This is a genomic window from Mycobacterium sp. PSTR-4-N (assembly GCF_022348085.1).
In the GTDB taxonomy this organism is placed as follows: Bacteria; Actinomycetota; Actinomycetes; order Mycobacteriales; family Mycobacteriaceae; genus Mycobacterium.
The window spans coordinates 208,725-228,455 of sequence record NZ_JAKRFN010000002.1; the positions used below are offsets into that span (position 1 = coordinate 208,725).

At 66.7% G+C, this 19,731-nt stretch carries 18 protein-coding genes; 11 read left to right on the forward strand and 7 right to left on the reverse strand.

The annotated features are described in order from the left end of the window. Positions 1-76 precede the first annotated feature (76 nt). From MHN84_RS04300 to MHN84_RS04315, 4 genes are all read right to left on the reverse strand, one after another. A complete protein-coding gene (locus MHN84_RS04300; protein WP_241203386.1) occupies positions 77-2,224 on the reverse strand; it encodes a 3-hydroxyacyl-CoA dehydrogenase NAD-binding domain-containing protein in 2,148 nt (715 codons plus the stop codon). Positions 2,225-2,235: 11 nt separating this feature from the next. Continuing rightward, complete coding sequence (locus MHN84_RS04305) at positions 2,236-3,447, reverse strand: acetyl-CoA C-acetyltransferase (RefSeq protein ID WP_221351252.1); 1,212 nt, start codon at positions 3,445-3,447, stop codon at positions 2,236-2,238. A gap of 199 nt (positions 3,448-3,646) precedes the next feature. Next, entirely contained in the window at positions 3,647-3,835 is a 189-nt protein-coding gene (locus MHN84_RS04310; RefSeq protein WP_241203387.1) for a hypothetical protein, read from the reverse strand. Positions 3,836-3,886: 51 nt separating this feature from the next. Next, the gene (locus tag MHN84_RS04315) at positions 3,887-4,897 is read right to left on the reverse strand and encodes a helix-turn-helix transcriptional regulator (RefSeq protein WP_241203388.1); all 1,011 of its coding nucleotides are present in this window, start codon (positions 4,895-4,897) and stop codon (positions 3,887-3,889) included. A 219-nt stretch (positions 4,898-5,116) separates the two neighbouring features. Between MHN84_RS04315 and urtA the strand changes: the two genes are divergently transcribed. The 7 genes from urtA to MHN84_RS04350 are packed head-to-tail and all read left to right on the forward strand — an operon-like array spanning position 5,117 to position 11,412. Continuing rightward, a complete protein-coding gene (gene urtA, locus MHN84_RS04320; protein ID WP_241203389.1) occupies positions 5,117-6,358 on the forward strand; it encodes an urea ABC transporter substrate-binding protein in 1,242 nt (413 codons plus the stop codon). A gap of 4 nt (positions 6,359-6,362) precedes the next feature. Beyond that, on the forward strand, positions 6,363-7,070 hold the full coding sequence (locus MHN84_RS04325; protein WP_241203390.1) for an urease subunit beta: 708 nt from the start codon (positions 6,363-6,365) through the stop codon (positions 7,068-7,070). Position 7,071: 1 nt separating this feature from the next. Beyond that, positions 7,072-8,787, forward strand: a complete 1,716-nt coding sequence (gene ureC / locus MHN84_RS04330; RefSeq protein ID WP_241203391.1) for an urease subunit alpha — start codon at positions 7,072-7,074, stop codon at positions 8,785-8,787. Between the two features lie 13 nt (positions 8,788-8,800). Next, entirely contained in the window at positions 8,801-9,421 is a 621-nt protein-coding gene (gene ureG, locus MHN84_RS04335; protein WP_241203392.1) for an urease accessory protein UreG, read from the forward strand. Beyond that, a complete protein-coding gene (locus tag MHN84_RS04340; RefSeq protein ID WP_241203393.1) occupies positions 9,418-10,245 on the forward strand; it encodes an urease accessory protein UreD in 828 nt (275 codons plus the stop codon). The genes ureG and MHN84_RS04340 overlap by 4 nt, the downstream gene beginning before the upstream one ends. After that, on the forward strand, positions 10,242-10,733 hold the full coding sequence (locus MHN84_RS04345; protein ID WP_241203394.1) for an urease accessory protein UreE: 492 nt from the start codon (positions 10,242-10,244) through the stop codon (positions 10,731-10,733). The genes MHN84_RS04340 and MHN84_RS04345 overlap by 4 nt, the downstream gene beginning before the upstream one ends. Next, the gene (locus tag MHN84_RS04350) at positions 10,714-11,412 is read left to right on the forward strand and encodes an urease accessory protein UreF (protein WP_241203395.1); all 699 of its coding nucleotides are present in this window, start codon (positions 10,714-10,716) and stop codon (positions 11,410-11,412) included. The genes MHN84_RS04345 and MHN84_RS04350 overlap by 20 nt, the downstream gene beginning before the upstream one ends. Here the strand turns inward: MHN84_RS04350 and MHN84_RS04355 are convergent. Further along, complete coding sequence (locus MHN84_RS04355) at positions 11,409-12,515, reverse strand: alkene reductase (protein WP_241203396.1); 1,107 nt, start codon at positions 12,513-12,515, stop codon at positions 11,409-11,411. The genes MHN84_RS04350 and MHN84_RS04355 overlap by 4 nt on opposite strands. Before the next feature lie 58 nt (positions 12,516-12,573). On the opposite strand from MHN84_RS04355, the gene MHN84_RS04360 reads away from it, so the two are divergent. Then, positions 12,574-13,497: a DUF5996 family protein gene (locus MHN84_RS04360; RefSeq protein ID WP_374238315.1), complete on the forward strand. Its 924-nt coding sequence runs from the start codon at positions 12,574-12,576 to the stop codon at positions 13,495-13,497. A gap of 14 nt (positions 13,498-13,511) precedes the next feature. Here MHN84_RS04360 and MHN84_RS04365 read toward each other — a convergent pair whose 3' ends face one another. Both MHN84_RS04365 and MHN84_RS04370 read right to left on the reverse strand, forming a co-directional pair. Beyond that, positions 13,512-14,792, reverse strand: a complete 1,281-nt coding sequence (locus tag MHN84_RS04365) for a dihydrolipoamide acetyltransferase family protein (protein ID WP_241203398.1) — start codon at positions 14,790-14,792, stop codon at positions 13,512-13,514. Next, complete coding sequence (locus MHN84_RS04370) at positions 14,792-16,975, reverse strand: thiamine pyrophosphate-dependent enzyme (protein WP_241203399.1); 2,184 nt, start codon at positions 16,973-16,975, stop codon at positions 14,792-14,794. Before MHN84_RS04370 ends, MHN84_RS04365 begins: the two co-directional genes overlap by 1 nt. Before the next feature lie 154 nt (positions 16,976-17,129). Between MHN84_RS04370 and MHN84_RS04375 the strand changes: the two genes are divergently transcribed. The 3 genes from MHN84_RS04375 to MHN84_RS04385 are packed head-to-tail and all read left to right on the forward strand — an operon-like array spanning position 17,130 to position 19,730. Then, on the forward strand, positions 17,130-17,654 hold the full coding sequence (locus MHN84_RS04375) for a VOC family protein (RefSeq protein WP_241203400.1): 525 nt from the start codon (positions 17,130-17,132) through the stop codon (positions 17,652-17,654). Between the two features lie 4 nt (positions 17,655-17,658). Next, positions 17,659-18,321, forward strand: coding sequence for a GntR family transcriptional regulator (locus tag MHN84_RS04380; protein WP_241203401.1), 663 nt, complete (start codon positions 17,659-17,661; stop codon positions 18,319-18,321). Between the two features lie 32 nt (positions 18,322-18,353). Further along, positions 18,354-19,730 (forward strand): NADP-dependent succinic semialdehyde dehydrogenase, encoded by a 1,377-nt coding sequence (locus MHN84_RS04385; protein ID WP_241203402.1) that lies wholly within the window; start codon positions 18,354-18,356, stop codon positions 19,728-19,730. The last annotated feature ends 1 nt before the right edge of the window (position 19,731 follow it).

Here is a 19,731-nt window from a genome sequence, read left to right on the forward strand (position 1 = left end):
GACGATGCCGCTACCTGCTGACACATGAAGAATCCCCCGGAGCCGTTGCAGCTCCGGGGGATTCGACTGATGACTACTAGCTCGTCAGCGACGACGGCGGGGTGAACCGCTCGCCGTACTTGGCCGCCAGTTCCTTCGCGCGGGCGACAAAGGCGTCCTTGCCGACGCCGCCGGCGCCCTGGTAGCCGACGATGAACTGCGCCGACCCACCCGTGTAGGGCGGGTAGCCGATGCCCATGATCGAGCCGATGTTCGCATCGGCGGTCGAGGTCAGCACGCCCTCGTCGAGACACTTCTGCGTCTCGAGCGCCTCGGCGAACAGCATCCGATCGATCATGTCCTGCAGCGGCATCTCGGTGTTCGTACCACCGAACGTGTCGGCCAGGCCCTCCCACAAACCGACGCGCTTGCCGTCGACGTACTCATAGAAGCCCGCGCCCTTGAGCCGCGACGGACGACCGATTTCGATCATCTTGTTGACGACCGCCTCGGCCGGGTGCGGCTCGTAGGTGCCGCCCGCCGCCTCGGTCGCTTTGCGGGTCTCGCCGGCGATCTTCTGCATCAGCTCGAGGTTCAGCTCATCGGAGAGCTGCAGCGGGGCCGCCGGGTAACCGGCCTGCGAACCTGCCTGCTCGATGCTGGCCGCGGGCACACCCTCGCCCAGCATCGCCAGTGCCTCGTTGACGAACGTGCCGATGACGCGGGAGGTGAAGAAGCCGCGGCTGTCGTTGACCACGATCGGCGTCTTGCCGATGGCCAGCGTGTAGTCGAACACCCGGGCCAACGCTTCGTCAGAGGTCTTCTCGCCCTTGATGATCTCCACCAGAGGCATCTTGTCCACCGGAGAGAAGAAGTGGATACCGATGAAGTCCTCTTGGCGCTTCACACCGGTCGCAAGACCGGTGATCGGCAGCGTCGAGGTGTTCGACCCCAGCAGTGCGTTGGGTTCGACGATGTCCTCGATCTCCTGGAACACCTTGTGCTTGAGGTCCTGGTTCTCGAACACCGCTTCGATGACGAAGTCGACGCCCTTCAAATCCTGCGGGTCGGCCGTGGGATGGATGCGGCCCAGCAGAGCGTCGGAGCGCTCCTGAGTGGTGCGTCCGCGCTCGAGAGCCTTGGCCTCCAGCTTCTCGGAGTAACCCTTGCCCTTGTCGGCGGCTTCCTGCGAAACATCCTTCAGCACCACGTCGTAACCGGCCTTGGCCGAGACGTAGGCGATGCCGGCGCCCATCATGCCCGCGCCCAGCACACCGATCTTGCGGATCTCCTGCTTGGCGATGCCGTCAGGACGAGATGCGCCGCCGTTGATCGCCTGCAGATCCAAGAAGAACGCCTGGATCATGTTCTTGGCGGTCTGGCCGGTCACCAGCGAGGTGAAGTAGCGGCTCTCGATGCGGGTGGCGGTGTCGAAGTCGACCTGGGCACCTTCGACGGCCGCGTCGAGAATCGCGCGTGGCGCAGGCATCGGAGCACCCTTGAGCTGCTTGCGCAGCAGCGCCGGGAACGACGGCAGGATCGCGGCGAGCGCGGGATGCGACGGCGTGCCGCCGGGCATCTTGTAGCCCTTCTGATCCCAGGGCTGGGTGTGGGCTTCCGGATTGGCTTTGATCCAGGCCTTGGCGGCCGGCACCAATTCCTCGACGCTGCCGACCAATTCGTCGACCAGACCGATGTCCTTGGCCTTACCCGGCTTGAAACGCGTTCCCTGCGAGAGGATCTCCATGAACGCCTTCTGGATACCGAACATCCGCACGGTGCGCGCCACGCCGCCGCCGCCGGGCAGCAGACCCAGGGTGACCTCGGGCAGGCCGATGACCACACCCTTGGTGTCGGCGGCGATGCGGTGGTGGCACGCGAGAGCGATCTCCAAACCACCGCCGAGAGCGGCACCGTTGATGGCGGCGACCACGGGCACGCCGAGGGTCTCCAGCTTGCGCAGGTCGGCCTTGATGAACTCCACCTCGGCGAACGACTCCGCGGCGTTCTCCGGGCCCACCTTCATCATGCCCTTGAGATCGCCACCGGCGAAGAACGTCTTCTTCGCGCTGGCGATCACCACACCGGTGATCGAATCCTTCTCCTGCACAAGCCGCTCCACGGCATTGTGCATGGACTCCTTGTAGTGCTCGTTCATCACGTTGGCCGACCCGGTCGGGTCGTCCAGCGTCAGGGTGACGATGCCGTCGGCATCCTTGTCCCACTGAATAGTGTTCTCTGCCATGGTCATATCTCCTAGACGCGCTCGATGATGGTGGCCACGCCCATGCCGCCGCCGATGCACAGCGTGACAAGTGCACGCCGCGCGCCGCGCCGCTCGAGCTCGTCGACCATGGTGCCGGTGATCATGGCGCCGGTGGCACCCAACGGGTGTCCCATCGCGATGGCGCCACCGTTGACGTTGAGCTTCTCGTCGGGGATGTTCAAGTCCTTCTGGAACTTCAGCACCACCGAGGCGAACGCCTCGTTCAGCTCGAACAGGTCGATGTCGTCCACGGTCAGGCCCGCCCGGTCGAGCACCTTCTTGGTGGCCGGCGTCGGACCGGTCAGCATGATGACGGGGTCGGCACCGGACGTCGCGGTCGCGACGATGCGGGCGCGCGGGGTGAGGCCCTGCGACTGGCCGGCCTTCTCGCTGCCGATCAGCACCAGCGCCGCGCCGTCGACGATGCCGGAGCTGTTGCCGCCGGTGTGGACGTGGTTGATCTTCTCGACATAGTGGTACTTCTGCAGCGCCACATCGTCGAAGCCACCCATCGCGCCGATACCGTCGAACGCGGTCTTGAGCTTGGCCAGACCTTCGGGTGTGGTGTCGGGCCGCATGTGCTCGTCGTGGTCGAGCACGACGAGGCCGTTCTGGTCCTTGACCGGGACCACGGACTTGGCGAAGTAGCCACCCGACCACGCTGCGGCCGCCCGCTGCTGGCTGCGCAGCGCGTAGGCGTCGACGTCCTCGCGGGAGAAGCCCTCGATGGTGGCGATCAGGTCGGCCCCGATGCCCTGCGGGACGAAGCCGACGCGGTAGTTGGTCTCCGGGTCACTGGCCCAGGCGCCGCCGTCAGAGCCCATCGGCACCCGGCTCATCGACTCGACGCCGCCGGCCAGCACCAGGTCGTCCCAGCCGGAGCGCACCTTCTGGGCGCCCAGGTTGACGGCCTCCAGGCCCGAGGCGCAGAAGCGGTTGAGCTGGAATCCGCCGGTGGTCTCGGGCAGGCCGGCCACCAGGCCCGCGGTGCGAGCGATGTCGCCGCCCTGGTCGCCGACCGGGGACACGACACCGAGGATCACGTCGCTGATCAGCGTCTCGTCCAGGTCGGGGTACCGCGACCGGATCTCGTCGATCAGACCGACGACGAGGTTGACGGGCTTGATCTCGTTCAGCGACCCGTTGCGCTGCTTGCCGCGCGGGGTTCGGATCGCCTCGTAGATGAAGGCTTCTTCGGACATGTGATCTCCAGGTCCTGTTCAAATCGGATTCCGCGATGCGCCCATGACGGACGCCGCGGGGAGGCTGCTCCTCTAGCGGCATGCTAGCAGCCTCGCCCAACCGCTTGGTTGGGCCCTGGAGTCACCCGGCGAGCAGACGAGAACTCGAGCTATCGGAGGTCAGATAGCTCGAGTTCGCGTCTGGTCGCGGGAGGAAGGGTTAGTCGGGTGAGCCTTCGGTGTCGTCGAAGAACGACCACTCGCCGTCGTGCTCGACCTCCATGCGCCACCCCAGCTCCGAGTTGTCCGCCTTCTGGTCGACGAACCAGGCGTGCGCGTCGTCGGCGTTCTCGATGTCCTTGGTGTCGACGACGTCACCCTTGGGGTTGAGCACACGGTAGGTAGCCATGCGCGGGGTGTTCCCCCGCACCGGGCGTCGCACACCTCGAGAAATCTGACGTCAAACAGCCACGGATTGTCGTCCCACCAGACCGCGCAGCACGTGCGCCGACAGCAGGCCCAGCGCCACGGCTTGTGACGCGCAGGCCGCGCGGTTGGACGCACCCAATTTCACCGATGCACTCTCCAGGTGATGTCCCGCCGTGCGGGCACTGATGTAAAGATGCTCCGCGATCTGCGCGTTAGTCAGGCCGCACACGGCCAGCGTCAAGGCGTCCAGTTCGCGAGCCGTGATTCCCAGTGGTAGCGGTGCCCGCGTCACCAGGAGCACCGCGCACAGGCTGTCTCCCCGGAACCGCGGTGAGGTTCCGATGCGCCGCACATGCAGCCACTCGCCGCCGTCGTGAATCCTCAGGCCGTCGACGGCACATGCTGCGGCGGTGCGAAACATGCAGGCGAGTTCTCCGACGAGAAGCGGATCCAGCAGCTCGGTGGTGGTGTCCCCGCGCCGCAGCAGGTGGACGCGGCCGTGCTCGTCGACCGCCCACGCCTGTGCCTCCGGCGCCACGAGCTCGGCCACCATCCGCGGGCGCACGGAGAAGTCGAGCTGCGCGGCGATCTGCGCCCGCAACGTGTTGATCTCCGCCACGTCGCCGTCGCTGGGATAGCGCGGATCGTCGCAGTTGACGTGGAGAGTGCCGACGTAGGTGCCGTCGGCAGTCACCAGACGCGCGGACAGGCCTTCGTCGAATCCCGCCGGACGGAACACGTTGTTGACCGAGTAGCCCTCGCGGTAGTCGGGAAAATCGCGCCAGCGCAACGCCCCGAGACCGTGGACTCGCATCGCGTCGAACAGGGGGTCGTTGTCGACGAACCACGAATTGAAGTGCTCCATCACCTGCTCCGGGTAGTCACGGTTCGCGACACCGACATGACAACGCTGAATCGGATCCCACAGGCAGATCGCCGACGCCGACGACGCGGCGCGGGCACCCAACGCATCGAGCATGTCGTGGGCCCGAGTCTCCATGCTCAGCGCACTTCCGAGTACGTCGCCGTAGATCCCAGCCATGCTCACGTGTTCCTTCGCCGTCCCGCCGGTCCGTCACGCCATCATGTGCAGGCGGTGTTTCTGGGACGTTTCCGATGCGAGGCAGCGCGGAAACGGTGCGCCGATTTGGGAGATTTCTCCCATGGTCGGCTCGCGCTGGTCTTCCTAGGCTGGGCGACACCCAAACACTGGTCCCACAGCGCGGTGCGGACATCGACACCTCACCGAGGGGCGACCCCCATGAACAGAATCCGTTGCACCATCGCGCTGCTCGCCGCCGCGGCAACTGTCCTCGCCGGATGTGGCAGCAGGGCGGGAGACGAGAACGCCGCCGCTTCACGGACCGGCTGCGCCGACACCTCCGGCGACGTCGTCAAAATCGGGGCGATCAACTCCCTCTCGGGCGGGCTCGCGGTCAGCGAGTCGGTGATCCGCGACGCGATCGTGCTGGCGGTCGAACAAGTCAACGCCTCCGGCGGGGTATTGGGCAAGCAATTGCAGCTGGTCGGTGAAGACGGTGCGTCAGAGCCCACGATCTTCGCGGAGAAGGCCCAGAAGCTGGTTCAATCTGATTGTGTTGCCGCAGTTTTCGGCGGATACACCTCAGCCAGCCGCAAGGCGATGCTGCCGGTCTTCGAAGACGACAACGCACTGCTCTACTACGGCCAGCAGTACGAGGGCCTGGAGAGCTCGCCCAACATCTTCTACACCGGCGCGACCACCAACCAGCAGATCATCCCCTCGCTGGACTACCTGAAGCAACAGGGTGTCAAGTCGCTCTACCTGGTCGGCAGTGACTACGTGTTCCCCCGGACCTCGAATGCGATCGTGAAGGCATATGCCAAGGCCAACGGCATCGAGATCAAGGGTGAGGACTACACACCGCTGGGCTCGACCGACTTCTCGACCATCGTCAACAAGATCCGCACCGCCGATGCAGACGCCGTGTTCAACGTCGTCGTCGGCGATTCCCTGGTTGCCTTCTTCCGCGAGTACCAGAACTCCGGCCTGACCGCCGAAGCCATGCCGGTGATGTCGATGTGCGTGGGCGAGGAAGAGGTCCGCAGCATCGGGGCTCGAACTCTGACGGGCCAGCTCTCGTCGTGGAACTATTACCAAACGCTCGACACGCCGCAGAACGCGACGTTCGTCGCCGACTTCAAGAAGCGGTTCGGCGCCGACCGGGTGACCTCGGATCCGATGGAGTCCGCCTACGCCGCTGTCTACCTGTGGAAAGCGTCGGTGGAGAAGGCCAAGTCATTCGGCGTCGACGACATCCGCATCGCCGCCGGAGGCGTGTCGATCGACGCCCCCGAGGGCAGGATGACCGTCGACGGCGAGAACCACCACGTGACCAAAACCGCGCGAATCGGCCGAGTGGGTGCGGACGGACTGATCTATCAGGTGTGGCAGTCGCCGGCGCCGATCGAACCCGACCCCTACCTCAAGGGCTACCCCTGGGCCGCGGGAATCACGGGCTGACACCATGCATCTGACCCCCAAGGACGAGGATCGGCTGCTGCTGTTCCTGGCCGCCGAGTTGGCGCGCAAGCACCGCTCGGCCGGCTTGGCCCTGAGCTACGCCGAGGCACGCGCGCTGATCGCCGACGAGGTGGTCGAAGCAGCACGGGCCGGCGCATCCGTCGCCGAGGCTGCGGCGCACGGCGCCGCGGTACTGACCGACGACGACGTCATGCCTGGCGTGAGCACGCTGCTGGGCTCGGTCCAGGTGGAGGCGTTCTTCGCAGACGGGCAGAAGCTGGTGACCGTGCACGATGCGATCACTCCCGGCACCGGAGCGACATCCGAGCCGGATGTGGTGCCCGGGGAAGTTCTGCCCTGCGCAGGAGAATTGGAGCTGAACGCGGGCCGCGCGGGCGTCATCCTCGTCGTGGAGAACACCGGAGACCGCCCCATCCAGGTGGGATCGCATTTCCACTTCTTCGAGGTCAACCGTGCACTGCGTTTCGACCGCGCCGCGGCCTTCGGGATGCGCCTGGACATACCGTCCGGCACCGCCGTGCGTTTCGAACCCGGCGAACAACAGGAGGTGGCGGTGACCACTTATGGCGGCGAGCGCGTCGTGATCGGTCAGAACGACGTGACCAACGCGGCGACGACGACCGCTCCCGCCCCCGACGTGATCGACCGTATGCACGATCTCGGTTTCCTCGACTCACCCGGGGAGATCTGAGGTGGGACATCGGATCAGCCGCAGCCATTACGCCGAGCTCTACGGGCCCACCACCGGTGACCGTGTCCGGCTCGCCGATACCGAACTTCTCGCCGAGGTCGAACACGATGCGACCGTGTACGGCGACGAATCCGTGTTCGGCGGCGGCAAGACGATGCGCGAGGGCATGGCCGTGCACGGTGACATCACCCATGCCGACGGGGCCTTGGACTTCGTCATCACCAATGTGCTGATCATCGACGCTGTGCTCGGAATACGCAAGGCGGACATCGGCATTCGGGACGGACGGATCGCCGGGATCGGCAAGTCCGGGAACCCGAGGACGATGGACGGCGTCGATCCCGAGCTGATCATCGGAGCCGGCACCGACATCCGCGCGGGCGAAGGCATGATCGCCACGGCGGGAGCCATCGATGTGCATGTGCACTTCGACAGCGCCGGCCTGGTCGAGGAGGCCATCTCCAGCGGCGTGACCACGATGATCGGTGGAGGGCTGGGACCGGTCACGGTCGGCATCACGTCGTCGGGGCCGACCAACCTCGCCCGGATGCTGCGGGCGGCCGAGGGATTCCCGATGAACTTCGGTTTCATCGGCAACGGCAGCGCATCCAGCGTGGCGCCGCTCATCGAGCAGGGGCTGGCCGGAGCCATCGGCTACAAGATCCACGAGGACTGGGGGGCCACCCCTGCGGCGATCCGAGCCTCACTCGACGCGGGCGACGAACTCGATCTGCAGGTGCAGATCCACACCGACACCCTCAACGAGTCAGGGTTCTTCGAGGACACCATGGCGGCGATCGGCGGCCGCCCGATCCACACCTACCACGCCGAGGGCGCCGGCGGCGGCCATGCGCCCGACATCATGCGGGTCGTCGGGGAGCCGTACTGTCTGCCCTCGTCCACGAACCCGACGAACCCCTACACGTTGAACACCTTCGACGAGCACCTCGACATGGTGATGGTGTGTCATCACCTCAATCCGCGGATCCCCGAGGACGTCGCGTTCGCCGAGTCACGAATCCGCCGCGAGACCATCGCGGCCGAAGACGTCCTGCATGACCTCGGCGCCATCTCCGCCATGGGTTCGGACTCTCAGGGCATGGGCCGCATCGGCGAGACCATCGCCCGCACATGGCAACTCGCCTCCCACATGAAGGCCACCCGTGGGTCGTTGCCGGGTGACGAGGGCACCGGCGCCGACAACGCACGCATCCTGCGGTACATCGCCAAGCTGACGATCAACCCCGCCCGCCTGTTCGGGATCGACCACGAGATCGGCTCGCTGGAGCCGGGCAAACTCGCCGACATCGTGCTGTGGGAACCCAAATTCTTCGGCATCAGACCCGAGGTGGTGTTCAAGGGCGGCTTCCCGGCGTGGTCGGTGATGGGAGAGGCCAACGCGTCGTTGATGACGTGCGAGCCGCTGCGGTACCGGCCCCAGTGGGCCGCGTTCGGCCGTGCCCCCGCCGATGTGTCGGTGAACTTCGTCGCCGGCGCCGCGCTGGAGAGCGGCCTGGGGGAACGCCTCGGGCTGGCCACTCGGCTGGTGGCGTGCCGGGGTGCCCGCGCCCTCACGAAAGCCGATCTGCTGCACAACGACTACCTGCCCGACATCACGATCGAGCCGGATACCTATCGCGTGATCGTCGACGGTCGGCCGTGTGTGAGCGAGCCGATGACCCGGGTGCCTCTGGGCCGCCGGTACACCCTCAAGTGACAGGAGCTCAGACATGTCCGATGTCGTACGGCTGGGTATCGGTGGCCCGGTCGGATCGGGAAAGACCCGGCTCGTCGAGTCCCTGGTGCCCGAACTGATCCGAGCCGGCCTCAGCGTCGCGGTGATCACCAACGATCTCGTCACCGACGAGGACGCCCAGCGGGTACGCCGCAGCGGAGTCATCGACCCCGAGCGTGTTCTGGCGGTCGAGACCGGCGCATGCCCGCACACCGCCATCCGCGAGGATCCGTCTGCCAATCTCGCTGCCGCACAGCGGCTGTGCCGGACGTTCGAGGATCTCGACGTCATCCTGATAGAATCCGGCGGTGACAACCTGGCCGCCACCTTCACCTCGGATCTGGTGGACTACTGGATCTTCGTCATCGACACCGCGGGGGGTGACGACATCCCTCGTAAGAAGGGTATCGGCCTCCTGCAGGCGGATCTCCTGGTCGTCAACAAGATCGACCTGGCGCCGCTGGTCGGCGCCGATCTGGACGCCATGCGTCGCGACTGCGCCGTGGCCCGACCGGTCAAGCCGACCGTCTTCACCGATCTGCACTCCGGTGAAGGCCTCACCCAGCTGACCGAACACGTCCTCGCCGGCGCGATGTTTCCCGTGGGGACCCGGTGACGACGATCCGCCCCGGCACCCTCGACATCCACGTCGTGGCCGACGCGTCAGGGCGCACACGTGCGGCGCGACTGCACCAGCGGTATCCGCAGCGGGTCACGACCCCGCTGCACATCGATCCCGACCGGCCGGGAGCAGCGATGTTGTGCGTGCAAAGCCCCAGCGGCGGAACATTTTCCGACGATGATCTGACAACTGCGGTGCGGTGCGGCCCGGGCACCGAACTACGCCTGACCACCCAGGCAGCAACCCAGGTCTTCGCCGGTGACGGCCCGGGCTCGCGGCACAACCTGTCGTTCACCGTCGACGCGGGAGCACACCTCGAGTACCGCCCCGGTACCGTCATCCCGCACGCCGGCTCCACGTTCACCCAGCTGCTGCGCGTCGACGTCGACACCGGTGGCCTCTATCTCGGATGGGACGCCGTCGCCGCCGGCAGGATCGCGCACGGCGAGCGGTTCCGCTTCGCTTGCTATGACAATGCGTTCGTCGCCACCGTCGACGGTCACACCGTTGCCCGAGACAGGCAGCTGATGGAGCCGCGCGATGGCCGAAGTGGACCGTTGATCGAGGACGACTATCTGGCCACATTCATCGCTGTCGCGCCCGGACGTCCGATCGGCGCGCTCTTGCACGAGATCAGGCGGGCACTCGACGACTACAGCGGCGGCGCGGGCGCACTGCCGGCCGGCATCGGGGTCTTCGTGCGGTTGGGGGCTCCGAACGCGCCCGCGCTGATCCGCGTCCGTGAGCGATTGTTCGAAGCCTGTCGCGCCTGGTCGCGGTCCGAGGTATCGACGCGAGCCTTCGGGCAGGTTGCGTGAACGCGCAGGCCGACCTGGGCGATGCCGACGACCCCGGGTTCGACGGCCGCATGCACCACCACGTCGACATCGGTTGGGGCGATGCCGGTAAGCACCGCCAAGTCGTGACCACGGACACCGGACTGCAGATCCGCATCGCTCTGCCGCGCGGGTCGTTCCTGCGGGCCGGCGAGGTGATCGCCGACGACGGAGAGTCGATCGTCGTGGTACGTCGGCCCGCCGAACCGGCCATCACCGCGCGCTTCGACGACCATGCCGACGCCGCCGGAGCGCGCCGGATGCTGTTGCTGGGATATCTGCTGGGCAACCAACACGCGCCGATCGACGTCTCCGACAGCGACGTCGCCGCACCGCTGTTCACCAGCGAGCAGGCAGCGGCCGAACTTCTCACCGACCTCGGAATCATCGGCACCGTCGCACCCGTACCGTTGGCTCCCCTGGGCTGGTCCCGGACGTCATCGAGCACCCATGCCGGCCATCACCACTGAGGCCGCGGTCGCACTTGCACTGTGGATGCAGCTGCACGACAGCGCTTTCCCGGCGGGGCGCATGGTGCACAGCCACGGTCTGGAGGAGTGGCTGACCGAGAGGCCCGACGTCGGCCCCGACGACATCGGCGCGGCGGTGATGCGTTACCTGGCCGACAGCTACGCGCCGCTGGATGCGGTCTTCGTCGCCGCCGGGTGGCGCGCCCACGCGCTCGATGACCGACTGCTGGAGCTGGATCGGCTCCTCGACTCCTACAAGCTGTCCGACAATGCGCGCACGGCGTCGACGTCAACGGGTCGGCAGCTGGCCTCGACCGCCTATGCCAGCGGATTGGCCACTGAATCCGACTATTTCGCGGCAATCATGACGGGCGCCACGCCGGGCCACAACGCCGTCGCCGAGGGAGCGCTCCAGGCGCAGATGGGAGTCGAGCTGGCCGCAGCGGTGCTGGGTTCTCTGCGAACTCAGCTGGGCTCGATGTTGAGCGCGGCGATCCGGCTGGGGCGGCTCGGCCCCTTGGCGAGCCAGCGGATTCAAGCCCACAACGTCGCCCGCATCGTCGACCTCGTCGAACAGGCGTGCCTGCGGGATGTCAGCGACGTGTGGAGCACGGCGCCGACTCTCGAGATCGCCGGCATGCGCCACGAAGCCCGGACGTCCCGGCTATTCGCCACCTAAGCCGGCTGGGAAGCGGCGAGTTCGTCCAGAGTCGGGTAATCGATGTAGCCGGCGGGCCCCGGTGCGTAGAACGTCGCCACATCGGGCTCGTTCAACTCCGCTCCGGACTCCAGCCGCGTCACCAGGTCGGGGTTGGCGAGGAAGGCCCGTCCCACGGCGGCCGCGCTGATCACACCCCACGCGGCGAGGTTCTCCAGCATCGCGAAATCGGTGTCCACGGTGCGGGGCGTGTTCAGCACCAGCGTGCCCTCCCACTGGGTCCGCAGCGCCGCGAACGCATCGGCGGAGGGCTCGCTGACGATGTGCAGGTAACCGATGTGCAGCGACTTGATCCGGCAGAGCAGGGCTTCGTACGCGCTGATCTGGTCGATCTCCGACATGTCCCCCGCAGCGTTCCCGGGGGAGATTCGCAGGCCCACACGATCGGCGCCGATCTCGTCGGCGACGGCCTCGACGACCTCGGCCGCAAACCGCGCCCTGTTCTGCGGGGAACCCCCGTAGGCGTCGGTGCGCTGATTGACGACGTCGGAGAGGAACTCGTGCAGCAGATAGCCATTGGCGGAATGGATCTCGACACCGTCCATGCCCGCGTCGACGGCCCGGCGAGCAGCAGAGCGGAACTGTCCGACGATCGAGGCGATCTCGTCGGGCGTCAACGCGCGCGGTACCGGCAACGGTTTCTTCCCGGTGGGCGTGTGCGTGACCATGTCGGCGGCGATGGGCGACGGCGCCACCGCCTCGAAGCCGCTGATCTCCGGGTGAGCCATCCGCCCGACGTGCCAGAGCTGGACGAACATCGCGCCGCCCGCACGGTGCACCGCTGACGCGATATCGGCCCAGCGGTCCTGCTGACGATCGGTGTAGATGCCCGGCGTGTTCATGTATGCGCCGTTGGCCTGCTCGCAGACCGCGGTGGCCTCGCTGACGATCAGACCCGCCTGCGCGCGCTGGCTGTAGTATTCGGCAGCCAAGGCCGACGGCGTGCCGTCGGCATCGGCCCGCGACCTGGTCAGCGGTGCCATGAAGATCCGGTTCTCGGTCGATAGGGCGCCGATCTGAAGGGGCTTACGTAGCGCCGCATCCGCGCCGAGGGTGAACGTCATGCTGCTCTACAGCGCACACGAACCCGGATCCATTCCCGCCGCTTTGGTCGATGATGGTCTGATGACACAGACGAACGGTTGGCCGACCCTGGTGGTAGCGGACTGGCAGGACACCCGAGACACGGTCCACCTGTGGACGCAGATCGTCGGTAAGGTGAAGTTGGCCGCCACGCCGACGGTCAACCACTGGTGGAACTCGGTGTTCTACACCGACGCCCGAGGCTTGACGACATCGCTGATGCGTTGGCGAGAAACGAGTTTCGATGTGAGCTTCGATTTCGTCGAGCATGTGCTGCTCATTCGGGTGACCGACGGCAGGTCTCGCAGCATGGCGCTGACGCCCCGCAGTGTGGCCGACTTCTACGCCGAATTCCGGGGCCATCTCGACGACCTGGGCATCGACGTGCCGATCAGCCCGACTCCCGTGGAGCTGCAGCACGCCATCCCCTTCGCCGACGACACCGAGCACGCCAGCTACGACGCCGCCGCGGTGACCGACTTCTTCACCTCGCTGGTCAGCGCCGACCGCGTGATGACCGACTACCGTGCGGACTTCACCGGTAAGAGCAGCCCGGTGCACTTCTTCTGGGGCGCTTTCGATCTCGCTGTCACCCGATTCTCGGGCCGGGAGGCGCCGCCGCATCCCGGCGGCGTGCCGAACTGCCCGGACTGGGTGATGACGGAGGCCTACAACGCCGAGGCGGCCAGTGCCGGCTATTGGCCGGGCGGGGCCGAGGAAGGTGTCTTCTACGCCTACGCCTACCCGCAGCCCGACGGCTACGACACCGCAGACCTCGGCGTCGACGGCGCCTCGTTCAACACCGATCTCGGCGAATTCGTCCTGCCGTACCGCACCGTGCGGACCGCCGCCGATCCCGCTGGGCTGTTGCGCCGCTTCCTCGATGCGACGGCAGCCACGGCGGCAGACCTCGCGATGTGGCCCGAGCAGCCGGTGCGCCCGCCGACACACCTGTCGCGCTAGGTGCGTCCGCAGGCTCAGATCAGGATCGTCAGCGGGTTTTCGATACGCCGCACGAACGCAGACAGCCATTGCGCCGCCACCGCACCGTCGATCACGCGGTGATCCGCGGACAGCGTCACCGTCATCACGGTGCCGACTGCCAGTTCGCCGTCGACGACCACCGGCTTTTGTACCGCACGTCCGACGGCGAGGATGCCGGAGTGCGGTGGATTGAGGATCGCCGAGAACTCGGTCACCCCGAACATGCCCAGATTGGACACCGAGAAACTGCCGCCTTCGAGTTCGGGTTGCTTGATCTTTCCGTCGCGTGCTCGGCCGGCGAGGTCTGCGACCTGCGCCGCTACCGCTGAGAGCGACAGTCGGTCGACTCCTCGCAGCACCGGGGTGAGCAGACCGCCGTCGACCGCGACGGCCACGGCGATGTCGGCTGCATGGAAGCGGCGCACCGAGTCGCCGTTCCAGATCGCGTTCGCCTCCGGAACCTCGATCAATGCTGCGGCAACGGCTTTGAGGACGAAGTCGTTGATCGACACCGTGGTGATGCCCGAAGCGTTCACGCTGCGGCGCAACTCCAGCAGTGCGTCCACGCGGCAGTCGGCCGTCACGTAGAAGTGCGGCACCGTCGTCTTGCTCTCGGTGAGCCGACGCGCGATGGCCTTTCGCATGCCGGACAGCGGGGAGTCGGTGAAAGCGGTGGAGTCTGATCGGGGTGGCACCGCCTGCGCCGACGGGACCGCTTCAGCAGGTTCGGGGGCGGCTTCCGTCACGGCGAGTCGGTCCACGTCGCGACGCACGATGCGTCCGCCCGGCCCACTGCCGGTCAACGACGACAGGTCGATTCCTCTCTCGCGCGCTATCTTCCGCACGAGAGGCGTGGCGAAGAGACGCCGGCCGTCGGCGGCTTCCGGCGATGCCACGGGAATGTCCGGCGAGACGGGGGCGGGACGGTCCGGGGCGATCTTCTCGATCACCGGCGCGCCCGACTCCGGGTCCCGTGCCCCCGCATCGACTCCGGCGTCCACCTCGTCGACGTCGTCGACGTCGTCGACCGTCTCACCCGGCGCGGCGACCACCGCGATCGGCTGGCCGACGGCGATGGTGGCACCCGGCTCGGCGATCAGGCGCGCGAGGACGCCCTCGACCTCCGCGGCATACTCGACAACCGCCTTGTCCGTCTCGATTTCGGCGATCGGGTCGCCGATGGCGATCTCCTGCCCGACGGACACCAGCCAGGTCTGGATGACCGCCTCGGTCGCATTGGCCAGCACCTCGGGCATGCGCATCACGGTGGCCATCAGAGGTTCTGCCCCATGCCGACGCGAATCTTCTCAAGACCGGCGACCACTTCCTCGGTGCGGGCGATGGCGGCGCGCTCCAGGACGCGCGAGATGCTGGGTGAGGCTTCCTCGCCGGAGACACGTTCGATCGGCTGGTCCAGCCAGTCGAAGAGCCGGCGCTGCAGCTCGTCGGCCAGCCACCCACCATAGGAGGTGCCGCGGGCGCCCTGCTCGACGATCAGCACCGCGTTGGTCTTGCGGACGCTGGCCTCGATGGTGTCCCAGTCGATCGAGGCCCGGTCCAGCCACCGCAGGTCGATCAGTTCCGCGTCGACACCGGTCTGCTCGATCGCTTCGAGGCAGTGCCCGACCATGGAGAGATAGCTGATGACCGTGACGTCGGAACCGGCCCGGCGGATCGCGGCCGTTCCCGGTGGGATGATGTAGTCCAGGTCTCCCTCGGGTAGCTGATCGGCGGTACCGTACAGGTCGACGTGCTCGATCACCAGTACCGGATCTTGCAGCGCCAGAGCCGCATTCATCAGACCCACATAGTCGGCTGCCGTCGATGGTGCGACGATGCGCCAACCGGGGCTGGTCGCGAAGATGCCCGCGGGATCCATCAGATGCTGCGAACCGTAGCCCGACCCCATCGCGACCTTCGTGCGCAGGACCAGCGGAACGGGGTTGTCGCCGCCGAACATGTGCCGCGCTTTGCCGATCTGGTTGAACACCTGATCGGCGGCCACCCACATGAAATCGGGGTACATGAACTCCACCACCGGCCGGAACCTGCCGTCGAGTGCCAGACCTGCGGCCAGGCCGGTGAAAGCATTCTCACTGATCGGCGTACCCACCAGCCGGTGCTCGCCGTACTTGGCGAGCCCCTTGGTGGCACCGTTGGTCCCGCCACCCAGTCGGTGCACGTCCTCACCGAAGATCACGATGCGCTCGTCTTCGGCCATGCGCCGATCCATCACACCGGAGACCGCCTCGATGAACTTCGCAGGTCGCCAGGAGCCGTCGTGCCGAGTGGGCTCCAGGACATCCCACGACGAGAGTTCCGAGGCGTCACCGCGGACACCGACGTTGACGAAGCCGGGGTCGGGCCACAGCTGCGGACGGATCTGCCGCTTGCCGTCGGTCGTCGGTTCGAGGAGTTGCGACACCGCGTCGTGCATCGCGGCTTTCGACGCGTCACGAAGATCGGCCACCCCCGCCTCGTCGATCAGACCCAGCCGGATCATCTGGGCGGCCGTCTTCTCGAGCGGATCGCGGCCGCGCCAGCGCTGCTCTTCGTCCTTGTCGCGGTAGCCGAACGCGCTGCCGGGGTAAGGCCCGTTCTGGTGGAAGAACCGGTAGACCTCGGCCTCGATGACGGCCGGGCCGTCGCCGCTGCGCATGCGGGTCGCGGCCTGTTCGGTCGCCAGGTGGACCGCGAGTGGATCCATTCCGTCGACGCGCCACCCGGGGATGCCGAAGCCCTGGCCGCGCACCGACAACCGGGTGTCGGCGGTAATCTCGTCGACCCGGGTGGACACCGCGTAGAGGTTGTTCTCGATGAAGAAGCAGAACGGTAGCTTCCAGACGGCGGCGAGGTTCATCGCCTCCAGCACCGAGCCGATCTGGCTCGATCCGTCCCCGAAGTAGCTGATCGTGAGATCGGTTGTCCCGCTGTGTTTCTGAGCCCAGGAATTTCCTGCGCCCATCGGCACACCGCCACCGACGATCGCATTGGTACCCAGCGCGCCGGCTTCGAACCACTGCAGGTGCATCGAACCGCCGCGACCTCGGCAGTATCCCTGAGCAAGACCGAGGATCTCGGCCAGGGTGCGCTGCAGTACCCGGCTGATCTTCGGGGTGATCGGCGCGGACGGATCGATGACTCCGCCCGAGACGTGGGTCAGCGCCTTGGCCAGAAACTGATGGTGGCCGCGGTGTGAACCGTTCACCGCGTCGGCCGACCGTAACCCGACGATGGAACCGACAGCGCCGCCTTCCTGACCGATGCTCGAATGCGCGGGCCCGTGCACCAGGCCTTCACCGGCGAGCTCCAGCACGGTCTCCTCGAAGGCGCGAATCACGTGCAGCTCAGCCAATATTGTGCCCAGCAACGCGGGGTCGGCGGCAGCCCAGTCCTCGTCGGTCGTCGTCAATTCGATCCACGGGCAGCCGGTGTCCAGACGGGTCTCGATTGGCACAATCCCTCATCTCATTCGGGCCGGCATCCCGGCCACGCCGATGTGACGCAGACCCCACCATAACCACATTGGATCCACTTTGGCCAGAAACCTTCCGAAAATGCCGGTTAGCCCGTATCGTGATCCGCAGTTGGGATCCATTTTGGAGGACTCTGTGGCTCTACCGGGACTGGTCGGCACCGATCACGTCGGCTTCACGGTGCCCGATCTCGAGCAGGCGCACGACTTCTTCGTGCGCGTGCTCGGGTGCACGCACGTCTACACGCTCGGGCCGTTCGCGCACGACGACGACTGGATGCAGGAGCATCTCAACGTGCATCCACGAACTGTGATGCGGGAGTTGAGGTTCTACCGGTGCGGCACCGGCGCCAACTTCGAGGTGTTCTCCTACGACCCCGCCGACGGTCAGGCCCCGCAGCCCCGCAACAGCGACATCGGCGGTCATCACCTGGCGTTCTACGTCGACGACATGGACGCCGCCCTGGCCTATCTGCACTCGGAGGGCATCAAGATCCTGGGTGAGCCGACCGCGAGCCGCAATGCCAGCGAGGGTCAGCGCTGGGTGTACTTTCTCAGCCCGTGGGGCATGCAGTTCGAATTGGTCAGCTTTCCCGGCGGCAAGGCCTACGAAGCGACGGCCGATGTCCTGCTGTGGGATCCGAGACGACCGGCGGACTGAGATCGTGACGAGCCAGCCACCTCTGCGTGACGGGATCACCGGCGCCCGCGTCGCCGACGAACTGCGCGCGGCCATCCTGCGCGGGGTGTATCCACCGGGTACCCGACTGCGCCAGGAGGAATTGGCGGGCCAGTACGGAGCCAGCCGTGTTCCAGTACGAGAAGCCCTGCGCACGTTGGAATCCGAGGGTCTGATCACCACGGTGGCCAACGCCGGCGCATGGATTGCCCGGCTGAGTCTCGACGAGTGCGTCGAGCTGTACCAGGTCCGGGAACGAGTCGAGCCGTTGCTGCTGCGGTACAGCCTGCCTGTGTTGACGGATGCCCAGATCGACCGATTGGCAGAGTTGGCCGAACAGATGCGTGAAACGCGGGGGGTGGAACACTTCCTCGAACTCGATCGCGAATTCCACCTCGGCAGCTACGCCGCCGCCGAGACGACGTTCCTCGGGCCGACAGTGGAGCGGTTGTGGAACACCACCCAGCACTACCGCCGCGCCTTCACCCGTCTGCTCGACGACGAGAGCAACCGCATAGTGCACGACGAACACCACATGCTGGTGACCGCGCTGCGCGAGCGCGACTCCGACGAGGCCGAGCGGGTGCTGCTCGGCCACATCCGGCGCACCCGTCGCCAATTGGCTCGTCATCCCGAGATCTTCGGGTGACGCTGTACCCCCGCACAGAACAGGACCCGTGTATGGCCATCGCAACCGTGAACCCCGCCACCGGCGAGACCGTCGAGACGTTCGCCCCGCACGACAGCGCCGAGGTGGAGCGCCGGATCGCGCAAGCCGTCGCCGCGTCCCAGACGTTGCGCGCCACCGATTACGCCCAACGGGCACAGTGGATGCAGGCCTGCGCCGGCATCCTGGAGGCCGATGTGGAACGGGCTGCGACGATGATCACCCGGGAGATGGGCAAGCCGATCGCTCAGTCGCGGGCCGAAGTTCTCAAGTGCGCCAGGAACATGCGGTTCTACGCCGACAATGCCGAGGCCTTCCTCACCGGTGACTCCCTGGCGGATCCGGCGGCGGTGGGCGCGTCGGCCGCGGGCACCGTGTGGCAGCCACTGGGCGTGGTACTGGCCGTGATGCCCTGGAATTACCCACTGTGGCAGGTGATCCGCTTCGCCGCCCCCGCACTGATGGCCGGCAACACCGGGTTGCTCAAGCATGCCTCCAACGTGCCGCAATCGGCGCTCTACCTCGACGAGCTGTTCGAGAAGGGCGGATTCCCGACGGGATCGTTCCGAACACTGCTGATCGGATCGCGGGAGGTGGCCGCGGTGCTCGAAGATCGCCGGATCACCGCGGTCACGCTGACGGGTTCCGAGCCGGCCGGCCGCGCAGTGGCCGCCACGGCCGGCCAGCAGATCAAGAAAGCGGTCCTCGAACTCGGTGGGTCGGATCCGTTCGTCGTCATGCCCAGTGCCGACCTCGACGCCGCAGCCACGGTCGCGGTCAAGGCCCGCGTCTCCAACAACGGTCAATCCTGCATCGCAGGAAAGCGTTTCATCATCCACGCCGACGTGTACGACACGTTCGTCGGGCTCTTCGTCGAGAAGATGAAGGCACTGACCGTCGGCGACCCGATGGACGAGGCCACCGACGTCGGCCCGCTGGCCACCGAATCAGGGCGCTCCGACGTCGCCGAGTTGGTCGACGATGCGGTCGCCAAGGGCGCCGAGGTGCTCACCGGCGGGTCTGCACCGGACGGCCCGGGCTGGTTCTACTCCCCCACTGTGTTGGCCGGGTTGACCGAGGACATGCGGATCGTCATGGAGGAGGCTTTCGGGCCCGTCGCCTCGGTCTACCGGGTGGCCGACCGGGACGAGGCGGTGCGGGTGGCCAACCAGACGACCTTCGGCCTGAGTTCGTCGGTGTGGACAACCGATGCCGCAGAACAGGATTGGTTCGTCGACCAGTTGGATGCGGGCGCGGTGTTCGTCAACGGGATGACGGTCTCGCACCCTGAGTTGCCGTTCGGCGGGGTGAAGGACTCCGGATACGGGCGAGAGCTCGCCGCGGCGGGCATCCAGGAATTCTGCAATCTCAAGACCGTCTGGAAGGCATGAC